Here is a 12,746-nt window from a genome sequence, read left to right as displayed (position 1 = left end):
CTTGAAGGAGATTCCCATGACCCAGGTTCCCGCCGCTTACCAGGCGACCCGAGGCTCGATCCTCGACGTCGATCGGGATTTCTACGCTCGCTTGACCGACCCGGATGCCCGTGAGCGGGTCGATTCGCTGGTCGTGCCGATCCGCGACGGGCGTGCCTGGCAAGTGCCGGCGGGGCACGTGCTACGGCTCTCCACAATGGAGGGGCCCCAGGTCGGTGACTTCAATCTCTGGCACCTGCACAATCCTCGCGAGCGCTTCTGGGCCTCGCGCACCCGTCAGCTGCAGCGTGCCCATGTCTCTACCTTCGACCGCCTGTGGTCGACGCTGCCCTACCTGCGCCCCATGGCGACGATCATCGATGATACCCTGTCGGGCTATGGTGTCGACGAGCAGGGCGGGCGCGTACACGACCTGCTGGGCACGCGCTGCGACCCCTACGTCAATCGCCTGCTCACCGGCGAAGATTTCGATCACCACTGCCACTCCAACCTGGTACGCGCCGTGCGTACCTTCGGCCTCACCGAGTTCGACGTGCATGACGTGCTCAATGTCTTTCAGTGCACCGGGCTCAACGACGACGATAAGTACTTTATGAAGGCGTGCCCGGCACGGGAGGGCGACTACCTCGAGCTGTTCGCCGAGATAGACCTTCTCTGCGCACTGTCGTGCTGCCCGGGAGGGGATCTTTCGGTGGATCTTTGGGGGCCCGACGCCGGCGATCCGTTGCTGACCTGCCACCCCATCGGCGTGGAGGTATTTCGCCTGGATGAGGCACTGCTGGAAGACTGGCAGCCGCCCGAGCCGTCACCCTATGCCAGTGGCCACGGCTTGCAGGGGCCCGCTATCGACTGGGACGCCGAGAAGCGACGGCGGTTGAACGAACGTTCCCCATAACGACTTCGCCCCGACCATGGGGGCCGGGGCGAAGCGAGAGTGGATCAGGCGGCGTCATTCGCTTGGGCGCGCCACCAGCGAGCGGGTCTCCTCGCGCGCCTCGACCAGTTCGACGCGAATCACATCACCCAGCTTGTAGCGCTCCTCGCCCTCGATCTGGATGCGGCCTTCCTTGTCGTCGATGACCACCTTGTCGCGGTCGCTGTGCAGCATCGGCGCCGGGACGAAGGCGGTGGCGCCGTTGGCGGTGAGGCGCACGCGCATGCCGCCGCGGCTGATGCCGAAGATCTCCGCGTCGAAGGCCTGCTGCGCCTTGGCCGCGGGCGTCAGGTAGCGCACGTAGAGCCAATCCTTGACGTCGCGTTCGGCCATGCGATTGAGCCGGCGCCGTTCGGTAAGTTGCTCGGTCAGCGCCTGGGTGGCTTCGGCCGGGGCCTGCTCGCCCTTGAGCACGCGCTTGATCAGGCGATGATTGACCATGTCGCCGTACTTGCGGATCGGTGAGGTCCAGGTGGCATAGGCGGCCAGACCCAGGCCGAAATGCGGGCCGGGGCGAGCGGACATGCTGGTGAAGCCCTGGAAGCGGCGCAGGCGGGCATCGAGCCAGGCGTCGTCACGGCTCTCCAGTGCGCGCTTGAGCTCCTTGTAGCGCGGCAGCTCGGAGAGTGCCTCGAGTTCGACCTCGATCTGCTGAGCGGTGAGAAACTCGTGGGCGGCCTCGGCCTTTTCCGGGTCGAACGCGCGATGCACGTTGAAGATGCCGTGGCCGACATGCTCGGCGAGCAGGTGGGCGCAGCAGGCGTTGGCGGCGATCATCGACTCTTCGATCATGCGGTTGGCGATGCGCCGCTCCTCGATGCGGATATCCAGCACATTGCCCGCCGGGTCGAGATCGAAGACGTAATCGGGGCGGTCCTTGAACACCAGAGCATGCTCGGCTCGCCAGCCTGCACGCGCCTTGGTCATGTCGCGCAGCGCCTGGAGCTGGCCGGCTATCTCCTCGGTCGGCGTCCATTCGCCCTGGCCTTCCAGCCAATCCGACACGCGGTCGTAGACCAGCTTGGCCTGGGAGCGCACGCTGGCGGCGAAGAAGCGGTAGTCGCCCAGGCTGCCATCGGCCTCCACTTCCAGAGTGCAGGCCAGCACCGGGCGCTCCTCGCCCTCGCGCAGCGAGCACAGGTCGTCGGCCAACTGCTCGGGCAGCATGGTCACGTTCTGTCCCGGCAGGTAAACGGTGAAGGCGCGGGTGCGCGCCTCCAGATCGGCGGCATGGCCCTCCTCGACGTAGGCGGTGGGGTCGGCAATGGCCACCGTCAGGCGCCAGCCGCCTTCCTCGCGTGGCTCGATGCGCAGCGCATCGTCCATGTCGCGGGTCTTCTCGCTGTCGATGGTGAAGAAAGGCTCGGCGGTCAGGTCTTGGCGTTCGAGCCCCTCGTCGCGCAACGGCCAGTCATCACCGGCCTCGGGGCACTCCTGCTCGAGGGCGTGGCGGGCCAGGGTCACCCGCCACGGCACGGCGGGGTCGTCGGCCTTGGCAACCAGTTCGTCGATCTGGGTGAAGAAAGCGCGATCCTCGGGCTTGAGCGGGTGACGCACCAAGCGCGCCACGACCCAGTCGGCGTCGCCGATGCTGGCCTCGTCGAGGCTGTTCTTGATGCGTGCCTTGAGCGCGTTCTTGATCGAAGGGTGGTCGGGCACCACCGCCAGACGTCCCTCGCGCTTCTGCACTCGGGCAATGAAGCGGCTGAGGCCCGCTTCGACGAGGGTATCCGGTTCGACCGAGGTCTTGTCGCCATTTTCGTGGATCACGGCCTGGACGCGATCGCCGTGCAGCACCTGCTTCATTGCAGGGGGCGGCACGAAATAGGACTGGCCGTCATCGGTTTCGAGAAAACCGAAGCCCTTGTCGGTGGCCTTGATCACACCCTCGGCGCGGGGCGTGACATCACGAATCTGTTGCTTGAGCTGGGCGAGCAGCGGGTTGTTCTGCAGCATGATCACGAACGTGTGGCGGGGTAGGAGGGCCACTATACGGATTCCTGGCTCCTGCGCCAAACGTTGCCGCTATGGCGGCGAAGAAACAGAAGGTTAGTGGATAGGGAACTGCTCATACAGGGCATCCGCCACCTTGTGGTGCGACTAAAGTCGCGCACAATTGGTATTTGATTGGTCTCTATCTGGCTCTATAGTGGTATTACATTGGTAGTGCCGCGAGAAACCCATGGATACGAGATTTCAGCAGTTACGGCTCAACCCCGCAGGGGCCACGCCGCTCTATCAGCAGCTGGCCCGTCAGCTGGAACAGGCCATCGAAGCGGGAGCCTGGCAGGCTGGGGAGGCGCTTCCTTCGGAACGCAGCCTGGCCGAAACGCTTGCCGTGTCGCGCATCACGGCGCGCAAGGCTCTGGATCGGCTGGCCGAGTTGGGGCTGATTCGCCGTAGCCGCGGCTCGGGCACCTTCATCACGCCACGCCTCAACCAATCCCTCACGCGGCTGGTGAGCTTTACCGAAATGCTCACCCAGCGCGGTTTTACGCCAAGCTCCCATTGGCTTTCTCGCAGCCTGGCGACTCCCAGTGCCGAGGAGAGCATGCGGCTGGGGCTGGGAGCCGACGCGCGCGTGGCGCGGCTCCGACGGCTGCGCCTGGCGGACGACGTGGTGATGGCGGTGGAGGAGAGTTGCCTGCCGGCCTCGGTGTTGCCCGACCCCATGGCGGTGGAGACCTCGCTCTACGCCGTCATGGAATCAGCCGGCAAGCCGGTGGTGCGGGCCCTGCAGCACGTCACGGCGATCAACGCCGATGCCGAACTGGCCGAACTGGCCGAGGTCCCAAGCGGCCAGGCGCTGCTTAAGATTACCCGCCTGGGGTATCTGGGCGACGGCACGGCGGCGGAGCTCACCATTACCTACTGCCGCACCGACTACTACGACTTCATGGTCGAGCTGACCCGCTAGGAGGCGCCGGCATGTTCCATGGCAATATCCTGACACCCGACGGCTGGCGCCTGGGCGAGATCGCGTGGGAGGCGGGCCGCATCAGCCGTATCTCGGGCGAACCGGTCGATCCGCTGGGCAATGCGCATCCGCGCATCCTGCCGGGCTTCATCGACCTGCACGTCCATGGCGGCGGCGGTGCCGATACCATGGAGGGGGGCGAGGCACTGGCCACCCTGGCCCGCACCCATGTCCGCTTCGGCACCACCAGCCTGCTGGCCACCACCATGACCGCCCCGGAGGCGGAAATTCGCCGGGCGTTGGCGGCTGTCGATACCTATATGCAGGCGCCCGCGACCGATGCTTCCCGCGTTCTGGGCGTGCATCTGGAAGGCCCCTATATCAACCCCGGCAAGCTTGGTGCCCAGCCCGCCCATGCCCGCCCCGGTGAGATCGCCGAAGTGGACGCGCTGTGCGAGCTGGCGCCGATCCGGCTGGTGACCCTGGCGCCGGAACTGTGCGGTCACGGCGAACTGATCCGCCACCTGACGGCTCGCGGCATCCGCGTGCAACTGGGGCATACCCTGGGCAGCTACGAAGAGGGCGTTGCCGCACTCGGCCATGGTGCCTGCGGCTTCACCCACCTTTTCAATGCCATGACCGGGTTGCATCACCGCAAGCCGGGCATGGTGGGAGCCGCCCTGGCGCATGCCGATTACGCCGAACTGATCCCCGACCTGCAGCACGTGCATCCCGGTGCCATTCGCGCCGCCTTGCGCTGCATCCCCCACCTCTATGCGGTTACCGACTCCACGGCCGCCGCCGGCATGCCCGACGGCGACTACCGTCTCGGCGAGCAGACCGTGACCAAGTGCCTGGGCGGCGTGCGCCTGGCCGACGGCACCCTGGCCGGCAGCACCCTGACCATGGACCAGGCGCTACGCAACCTGGTCCAGCTCGGCCTGTCGCTGGCCGACGCGTCTTCCCGCCTGTCTCGCTTCCCGGCCGACTTCCTCGGTCTGGCCGATCACGGACGGCTGACTAAAGGGGCCGTGGCGGACCTAGTCTTGCTCGACGACCGCCTCGGCCTGCAGGCGGTCGTGGTCGAGGGCCGCATCATCGAAGGAGAGCGCTGATGTCCCTGATGCTCGATGAAGCCCGCAATGCGCCCGAGCGCATCCGTGGCCAGCTGCCGCGCAATGCCGCGATCCTGGCCGATCTCGGCGAGCGGCTGCGTCGCGATCCTCCTTTGGCTGCGGTGACGGTGGCACGTGGCAGCTCCGATCACGCTGCCAGCTACTTCGCCTATCTGTGCATGCAGAGCCGGGGCATTCCCGTGGCCTCGCTGCCGCTGTCGCTGACCACCCTGGCCAGCGCGCCATGGCGGCTCGAGGGACAGCTGGCGCTGGCGGTTTCGCAGTCGGGGCAGAGCCCCGACCTGGTCGCCACCCAGCGCGCTCTCGGCGAGGCCGGCGCGTGCGCGCTGGCGCTGGTCAATACCCCCGAATCACCGTTGGGAGCGGTCAGCGACCTGGAAGTACCGCTCTATGCGGGCGATGAGAAGAGTGTTGCCGCCACCAAGAGCTATCTGGCGACTCTCGCTGCCGCGGCCCAACTGCTGGGTCACTGGAATCGGGATCGCGACCTTCTGGCGGCCCTGGAGGCCTTGCCGGAGCGCCTGAGTCAGGCCCTGGCGCAGGACTGGTCGGCCGCGGTCGAGGCGCTGGCAGGCAGCGACCGGTTGATGGTGATCGGTCGCGGCGCCGGCCTGGCCGTGGCCCAGGAGGCGGCGCTCAAGTTCAAGGAAACCTGCGCCATCCAGGCCGAAGCCTTCAGCGGGGCCGAGGTGCGCCATGGCCCCATGGCGCTGATCGATCCGGGCTATCCGGTGCTGGTGTTCGCCCCGCCGGGCGCTGAACAGGCCGGGCTGCTGGATCTCGCCGAGTGGCTCAAGAGCATCGGCGCGCGGGTGCTGCTGGCGGCGGACGAGCGCGTGGCCGGTCGACAGCTGACCCTGGTCGATGCCGACCACGACGCGCTTCAGCCGCTCTCGGTGATCCAGAGCTTCTACGTGATGGTGGCCAACCTGGCTGCGGCGCGAGGCAGCGATCCCGACCGACCCCGACACCTCAACAAGGTGACCTGCACCCTTTGACCCAGGCAGTGGGCCTCGGCCCTTGACTGCCCACATAACAATAGCGGAGGTCTTCATGACCGCATCTCCCTTGATCCTGCATGCGCCCGTGGACGGCGTCGTGGTTCCCCTCGGTGAAGTGCCTGACCCGGTGTTTGCCGCTGGCGTCCTGGGCGAGGGTATCGCCCTCGATCCTCTCGCCGAGTGTCTCTACGCCCCCTGCGACGGCGAGGTGGTTCAGTGTGCCCGGACCCGCCACGCCGTAACGCTCAAGACGGAAGCGGGCGTCGAACTCTTGCTCCATCTGGGCCTCGACTCCGTCGAGCTGAACGGCGAGGGCATCGAACTGCTCGTCGCCGTGGGCGACCGGGTGACGACCGGCGACCCGCTGTGCCGCTTCGACGCCGACCGTGTCGCACGCCAGGCCAGCTCCTTGATCACGCCGCTGGTCGTGACGGCCGCCAACGGCTGGCGAGTGTCGGCGATGGGCCACGCCGGTGGCGTTCGCGTCGCCCGCGGCGAGCCGCTGCTCCAATTGACGGAGGAGGCGAGAGACATAGCGGCATCGGCGGATAGAGATGCGGCACCTTCCACCGCAACCCGGCGCATCACCTTGGCCCTGCGCTCAGGCCTGCATGCACGACCAGCGGCAAGGCTGCGGGACATTGCCCGGCGCCACGCCGTCAGCATGACGATAGCGCACGGCAAAGCCACGGCCGAGACCGACAGCATCAGTGCACTGCTCAACCTGGGGCTTTCCGAGGGAGACGAACTGAACCTCACGGCTAGCGGTGAACGGGCCGAGGAAGCCCTGAAGGCGGCCGTGGCGCTGCTGACCATCGCCGAGGCCGACGACCATGCAGCGCCGTGCCAGGCCACGGCTCCCTCCGGGCCTTTGGGTGAAGGGGAGCTGGCTGGCCTGGTGGCCAGTGGCGGGCTGGCCGTGGGGCCGCTGGTGACGTATCGCCCGCCGTTGCCCCAAGTGCCACGGGACGGGGAGGGCGAAGCGGTGGAGTGGCCGCGGTTGCAGCAGGCCCTGAGCCAAGCCGCTGAGGCCTTGGAGCAGGCCGAGGCTGAGGCCGCGCAGCGAGGCCGGCACGGCGAGGCGGAGATATTCGGCACTCACCGGGCCTGGCTCGAGGACCCTGCCCTGGGTGATGCCGCGCTTACGTCGGTACGCGCCGGGCGCAGCGCCGGCCAGGCCTGGCGCGAGGCGCTCGATGCCGAGGCAGGAAGGCTCGCCGAGAGCGGCAACCCGCTGCTGGCGGGCCGCATCGCCGATCTGCGCGACCTGCAGCAGCGCGTCATGACGCTGCTGGCCGAGCCCGGGGCGTGCGAAGACGCGGCAGTGCCGGAGGGCGCCATCGTCGTGGCCGACGAGCTGACGCCCTCGCAGTTCGTCGCGCTGGCCGAGCGTCGCCCTGCCGGCCTCTGCCTGGCGCGCAGTGGCACCACGGCGCACGTGGCGATTCTGGCGCGGGCGCGAGGTATTCCCTGTCTGGTTTCGATGGGCGCCGTGGAACGGGCATGCAGCGAGCGTGCGATTCTCGATGGCGAGCGTGGTCGCCTCGAGGTGTCACCGTCTGCGGCTCGCCTGGTCGAGGTGAACGCCGCTATCGAGACGCGGGAGCGCCAGGCGCAGGAGGAGCGACGAGCCGCCCACAAGCCAGCCTTTACCCTGGACGGTCGACGAGTCGAGGTGTGTGCCAATGTTGGCTCGTCGGCCGAGGCCGAGCTGGCGGCGCAGGCCGGAGCAGACGGCATTGGCCTGCTGCGCAGCGAATTTCTTTACCTCGAACGTGCCTCCGCTCCCGGCGAGGACGACCAGCACCGCGAGTACCAGGCCAGCATTCATGCCCTGGGCGGCAAGCCGGTCATCGTGCGCACCCTCGACATCGGCGCCGACAAGCAGCTGCCGTACTTGCCGCTGCCCGATGTCGCCAATCCGGCGCTGGGGGTGCGCGGCGTGCGCCTCTGGCAGTGCCTGCCGGAGCTGATGGAGACCCAGCTCAGGGCGCTGCTGCGGGTAGAGCCGCTCGAATCGCTGCGCATCATGCTGCCGATGGTGAGCGAGGTTGCCGAACTGGTGGAAGTACGCCGGCGCCTCGACAGCGTGGCGAGACGGCTCGGTCTTGCCGAGCGGCCCCAGTTGGGCGTGATGGTTGAAGTGCCGAGTGCCGCCCTGTGCGCGGCCAGCCTCGCCGAGGAGGCGGATTTCCTCTCCATCGGCACCAACGATCTGACCCAGTACACCCTGGCCATGGATCGCGAGGACCCGGACCTGGCGGCGCGGGCCGACGTGCTGCACCCGGCCGTGCTCAGGCTGATCAAGGCCACCGTGGAGGGGTCCGCCGGACGCTGCCCGGTCGGCGTCTGCGGCGCTGCCGCCGGTGACCCCTTGGCATCACTGGTGCTGGTTGCCCTGGGCGTCGACGAGCTTTCCGTCGAGCCCGCCCGGGTGCCTGCCGTCAAGGCAGCCATCAGGCGACTCGATATCGGGCGCCTGGCTGCGGAACTGCCGGCGCTGCTGAGCCTGGCGGATGCCGCGGCGGTGCGTGAGCGCCTGTCGGCCTGGCTAACGACAGAACGAGATCCCACGACAACGACTATCGAGAGGTTACCGTCATGAAGACGACCGACCTGGGTTCCTGGACCATGGCCGGGCTACAGAAGCTCGGACGCTCCCTCATGCTGCCCATCGCGGTGCTGCCCATTGCCGGCCTGCTGCTGCGTCTGGGCCAGCCGGATCTGCTCGACATCGCCTTCGTCGCCAGCGCCGGCGAAGCCATCTTCGCCAACCTGGCGCTGATCTTCGCCATCGGTCTGGCGATCGGCTTCGCCGACGACAGCAATGGCGCCGCGGGTCTGGCCGGCGTGGTCGGCTACCTGGTACTCGATGCCGTCCTGATGTCGCTCAACCCGGATATCGACATGGGGGTACTCTCCGGCATCATCATCGGCAGCGTGGCGGGGCTGCTCTACAACCGCTACAAGGCGATACGCCTACCCGAATACCTGGCGTTCTTCGGCGGTCGTCGCTTCGTGCCCATCGCCACGGGACTGGCGGCGGTGGTTCTGGGGGTCGTCTTCGGCTTGATCTGGCCTCCCGTACAGCAGGGTATCGATACGCTCGGACAATGGTTGATCGATGCCGGCGAGCTGGGCCTGTTCGTCTATGGCACGCTCAACCGCCTGTTGATCGTGACCGGGCTCCATCACGTGCTCAACAGCCTGGTGTGGTTCGTCTTCGGCAGCTTCGAGGCGGCCTCCGGCACGCTGGCCAGCGGTGATCTCAACCGTTTCTTTGCCGGCGACCCGACGGCGGGAAGCTTCATGACCGGTTTCTTCCCGGTGATGATGTTCGGCCTGCCGGCGGCGGCCCTGGCCATGTACCATGCCGCACCCAAGGGGCGCCGTGCCCAGGTGGGCGGTCTGTTGTTGTCGCTGGCGCTCACCGCGTTCCTGACCGGCGTCACCGAGCCCATCGAGTTCACCTTCATGTTCCTGGCGCCGCTGCTCTATCTCATGCATGCGCTGCTGACAGGGATCTCGATGGCGCTGATGCATTGGCTCGACGTCAAGCTGGGCTTCACCTTTTCGGCGGGCGCCTTCGATTTCGCACTCTCCTATGGCCTCTCCAACAATGGCTGGATGCTGCTGCCGGTGGGGCTGGCCTACTTCGCCATTTACTACGGCGTGTTCCGCTGGGCCATCGCCCGCTTCAACCTGACCACGCCGGGCCGCGAGCCCGAGTCGGCGACACCTTCCGCCAGCGGCCCCTCCGCTGCCGGTGAGCGCGGCCCGGCGTTCGTCACCGCCTTGGGCGGAGCGGGCAACCTGAGCAGTGTCGGCGCCTGTACCACCCGCTTGCGGCTGGTGCTCGAGGACCCCGACGCCATCGACGAGGAGGCGCTCAAGCGCCTGGGCGCTCGCGGCGTGATGCGCCTGCGCGGTGGCGGCGTACAGGTCATCCTGGGTCCTATTGCCGACGGCGTGGCCGATGAGATCCGCGCGGCCGTGGCCGAGTCGGGCGGCGAGGTATCGGCCGCAGGCAAGGCCGTGGAAGAGGCTTCGCCGGAGCCGGCCGAGACATCGGCTGAGTCGCTTTCGGCCGAACAGGCGGCACGCTGGCTGGCGGCCCTGGGCGGTGAGGCCAACCTGCGCGGTTTCGAGGCGCAGGCACGGACCCGCCTGCGTGTCGAGCTCGCCGACGGCAAGTATCTCGACGAAGCGTCGCTCGAACGACTCGGATGCCGGGGCACCCAGGCCTTGGGCGGCAATGTCTGGCACCTGGTGGTCGGCGCCCAGGCCGCCGCCGTGGCGAACGCGCTGAGGAGCCGTGGTTAGCCTGTCCTGTTCTGCCCGGCTGTCTCGGGGCACCGATAAGGCTTTGCCTGGCATACACGTCCAGGCCGGATGGCAAGATCGTCCGGCCTGGCCATGTTCAAGGCACCATGGAAAGGCCAGGTCGAATGGCCTGTGCAAACGGACATGGCCTGCGTTAGCCTCTACCGGGTACCCGATGCAATGGACGCCCATGACACCCCACCTGATCGTATCCGACCTCGACGGTACCCTGCTGGACGCCAATCACGACCTGCACCCGGAAACCGTCGAGACCCTGCGCCTGCTGGCCGAACGGGGCCACCAGTTGGCCTTCGCCTCGGGACGCCACTTTCTCGACATGCTGGCCTTTCGTGAGCGGCTGGGCGTGCCGATCCATGTGATCAGCACCAATGGCGCCTACCTGCACGGCCCCGATGGCGAGCTGCTGGCGTCGCGTCACCTCGAGGCCGAGCTGGCGCGTGAGCTGATCGCGCTGGAGCGTCACGACAGCGTGCGCCTCAATCTCTACCTCGAGGACGAGTGGCTGATCGATGCCCCCGCGCCGCGGCTGCTCGCCTATCACGCCCACACCGGCTTCGGCTATCGCGTGGTCGAGCCGGCGAGCCTCGACGGCGAGGGCGTCGGCAAGGTGCTCTACATCGGCGATCCCGAGCGACTGACAGGTCTCGAAGCCGCGGTGCGCGGGCGCCACGGCGAGCGCCTGCACGTCACCTATTCCACCGTCAATTCGCTCGAGATCATGGCCGGCGGAGTGAACAAGGGCACGGCGCTCGAGGCCCTGCTCGCCGTGCTCGAGATCGACAGCGAGCGCTGCCTGGCCTTCGGCGACAACCTCAACGATACCGAGATGCTCAGCCTCGCTGGCGAAGCCCACGTCATGGCCAATGCGCATCCGGAGCTGGCTGAAAGGGTGCCCGTGGCACGCCGCATCGGACACCACGCCGAAACCGCCGTGGCCAGACATCTGCAGGAGAGATTTTCTCTCTAGACCGGTGTGCGACGATGGTCTAGCCCCCCTTGCCGCGTCGTACCCGCTTGCCCATCATCAAGGCCGAATAACGACAACGACTCACGGCGGCGCCCAGGCGACGCCCCTTACCATCGGACGACGATGACGACAACGCCCGCCACCCTGATCGTGGTCGACGACGACCCCGAAATACGCGAATTGCTGGTCGACTACCTGGGCCGTCACGGCTATCGCGCCCTGGCTGCCGAGGACGCCGCGGCATTGCATCGGCTGCTGACGAGCGAAACTCCCGACCTGCTCATCGTCGACATCATGCTGCCCGGTGACGATGGCTTCACCATCTGCCGCGATATTCGCCGCGACAGCCAGGTGCCGATCATCATGCTCACTGCCAGCGCCGACGAGACCGATCGCATCCTCGGTCTCGAGCTCGGTGCCGACGACTACCTGGGCAAACCATTCAATCCGCGCGAACTTCTGGCCCGCATCAAGGCGGTGCTGCGTCGTGTCCGTGGCGGTGGTGCCGCGGCCGACCCGGCCCGGGCGCGGCTGGTCGCCTTCGGCGCCTGGCGGCTGGATCGCATGACTCGCGAGCTGATCGACGAGAAGGGCGAGCGCATCCCGCTTTCGGGTGCCGATTTCCAACTGCTCCAGGTCTTCCTCGAGCATCCCGAGCGGGTGCTAACGCGCGAGGCGTTGTACGAGTTGACCCGGGGCCGCCCGGCGCCGCCGCTGGATCGCTCCATCGACGTGCACGTCTGCCGCCTTCGCCAGCGTCTCGGCGAGGATGCGCAGTACCATCAGTTGATCCGCACCGTGCGTGGCGCCGGCTACGTCTTCACCGCCAAGATCGAAGCATTGACGTGATGACAACGCGCTGGCAGCGCTGGCGCCGCCGCCTCGTGTGGGTCCTGCCGCGCACCCTGCGTGGACGCTTCGTGCTGATCATGATCGTCGGCGTACTCACGGCCCAGCTTGCCAGCTATACCATCTGGACCTCACAGGTGCGCTCGAGCCAGCTCGAACAACTCGACGAGCTATCGCGCAACGTGGCCTACAGCGTGGCCTCGACCATGCGCTTCTTCCGCTCGCTGCCCTACGAGTACCGCCATATCGTGCTCGACCAGCTGCGCAACATGGGCGGTACGCGCTTCTTCGTCAGCGTCAACGAGCGGCGCATACCGGTGGAGGATATCGGCTCGGGGCCGGAGAAGGCGCTGGTGGTGGACAATTTTCGCGAGATTCTGATTCGCGAGCTGAGCATCGACGACGTGCTGGTGGAGTTCTCCCGCGCCGAGACCCTGCGCGTCTACAACAACGAGGTGCTGCTGCACGACCTGCCGCCGCGCTGGGGCCAGCACAGCCTGTTGATGGAGCCGCTATCGCCGCCGATCCTGGTAGTGCAGATGGAGCTCGACCCCGAGACCTGGCTCTACGTGGCCACCCTGCTGCCGGTGCCGGCCCC

The 12,746-nt window shown here is 67.4% G+C and carries 9 protein-coding genes and 1 pseudogene; 9 read left to right on the top strand and 1 reads right to left on the bottom strand.

From position 1 onward, the window contains the following. Positions 1-16: 16 nt before the first annotated feature. Entirely contained in the window at positions 17-895 is an 879-nt protein-coding gene (locus tag HBJ55_RS21740) for an urea carboxylase-associated family protein (RefSeq protein ID WP_167120232.1), read from the top strand. 54 nt (positions 896-949) lie between these two features. Here HBJ55_RS21740 and HBJ55_RS21735 read toward each other — a convergent pair whose 3' ends face one another. Continuing rightward, a complete protein-coding gene (locus HBJ55_RS21735) occupies positions 950-2,890 on the bottom strand; it encodes an exoribonuclease II (protein WP_167120299.1) in 1,941 nt (646 codons plus the stop codon). Between the two features lie 226 nt (positions 2,891-3,116). On the opposite strand from HBJ55_RS21735, the gene HBJ55_RS21730 reads away from it, so the two are divergent. The 8 genes and pseudogenes from HBJ55_RS21730 to HBJ55_RS21695 all read left to right on the top strand — a co-directional run. Beyond that, the gene (locus HBJ55_RS21730) at positions 3,117-3,851 is read left to right on the top strand and encodes a GntR family transcriptional regulator (protein ID WP_167120229.1); all 735 of its coding nucleotides are present in this window, start codon (positions 3,117-3,119) and stop codon (positions 3,849-3,851) included. A gap of 11 nt (positions 3,852-3,862) precedes the next feature. After that, a complete protein-coding gene (nagA, locus tag HBJ55_RS21725; protein WP_167120226.1) occupies positions 3,863-4,966 on the top strand; it encodes an N-acetylglucosamine-6-phosphate deacetylase in 1,104 nt (367 codons plus the stop codon). Further along, a complete protein-coding gene (locus HBJ55_RS21720; RefSeq protein ID WP_206022810.1) occupies positions 4,966-5,985 on the top strand; it encodes an SIS domain-containing protein in 1,020 nt (339 codons plus the stop codon). The genes nagA and HBJ55_RS21720 overlap by 1 nt, the downstream gene beginning before the upstream one ends. A gap of 55 nt (positions 5,986-6,040) precedes the next feature. Beyond that, the gene (gene ptsP, locus HBJ55_RS21715; protein WP_167120223.1) at positions 6,041-8,593 is read left to right on the top strand and encodes a phosphoenolpyruvate--protein phosphotransferase; all 2,553 of its coding nucleotides are present in this window, start codon (positions 6,041-6,043) and stop codon (positions 8,591-8,593) included. Beyond that, positions 8,590-10,311: an N-acetylglucosamine-specific PTS transporter subunit IIBC gene (gene nagE, locus HBJ55_RS21710; RefSeq protein ID WP_206022809.1), complete on the top strand. Its 1,722-nt coding sequence runs from the start codon at positions 8,590-8,592 to the stop codon at positions 10,309-10,311. The genes ptsP and nagE overlap by 4 nt, the downstream gene beginning before the upstream one ends. 190 nt (positions 10,312-10,501) lie before the next feature. Next, positions 10,502-11,299 (top strand): Cof-type HAD-IIB family hydrolase, encoded by a 798-nt coding sequence (locus HBJ55_RS21705; protein ID WP_167120220.1) that lies wholly within the window; start codon positions 10,502-10,504, stop codon positions 11,297-11,299. A 123-nt stretch (positions 11,300-11,422) separates the two neighbouring features. Beyond that, positions 11,423-12,148 (top strand): response regulator, encoded by a 726-nt coding sequence (locus tag HBJ55_RS21700; RefSeq protein ID WP_167120217.1) that lies wholly within the window; start codon positions 11,423-11,425, stop codon positions 12,146-12,148. After that, positions 12,148-12,746, top strand: a pseudogene (locus HBJ55_RS21695) (ATP-binding protein); the annotation flags it as partial. The gene HBJ55_RS21700 and the pseudogene HBJ55_RS21695, both read left to right, overlap by 1 nt.

The sequence above is a fragment of the Billgrantia bachuensis genome, from assembly GCF_011742165.1.
GTDB lineage: Bacteria > Pseudomonadota > Gammaproteobacteria > Pseudomonadales > Halomonadaceae > Halomonas > Halomonas bachuensis.
This window is presented reverse-complemented; position numbering and strand designations above follow the sequence as displayed.

Bases quoted from the DNA above. Each gene is read 5' to 3' on its own strand.
- HBJ55_RS21740 (WP_167120232.1), top strand. From the start codon at position 17: ATGACCCAGGTTCCCGCCGCTTACCAGGCGACCCGAGGCTCGATCCTC.
- HBJ55_RS21735 (WP_167120299.1), bottom strand. From the start codon at position 2,890: ATGCTGCAGAACAACCCGCTGCTCGCCCAGCTCAAGCAACAGATTCGT.
- HBJ55_RS21730 (WP_167120229.1), top strand. From the start codon at position 3,117: ATGGATACGAGATTTCAGCAGTTACGGCTCAACCCCGCAGGGGCCACG.
- nagA (WP_167120226.1), top strand. From the start codon at position 3,863: ATGTTCCATGGCAATATCCTGACACCCGACGGCTGGCGCCTGGGCGAG.
- HBJ55_RS21720 (WP_206022810.1), top strand. From the start codon at position 4,966: ATGTCCCTGATGCTCGATGAAGCCCGCAATGCGCCCGAGCGCATCCGT.
- ptsP (WP_167120223.1), top strand. From the start codon at position 6,041: ATGACCGCATCTCCCTTGATCCTGCATGCGCCCGTGGACGGCGTCGTG.
- nagE (WP_206022809.1), top strand. From the start codon at position 8,590: ATGAAGACGACCGACCTGGGTTCCTGGACCATGGCCGGGCTACAGAAG.
- HBJ55_RS21705 (WP_167120220.1), top strand. From the start codon at position 10,502: ATGACACCCCACCTGATCGTATCCGACCTCGACGGTACCCTGCTGGAC.
- HBJ55_RS21700 (WP_167120217.1), top strand. From the start codon at position 11,423: ATGACGACAACGCCCGCCACCCTGATCGTGGTCGACGACGACCCCGAA.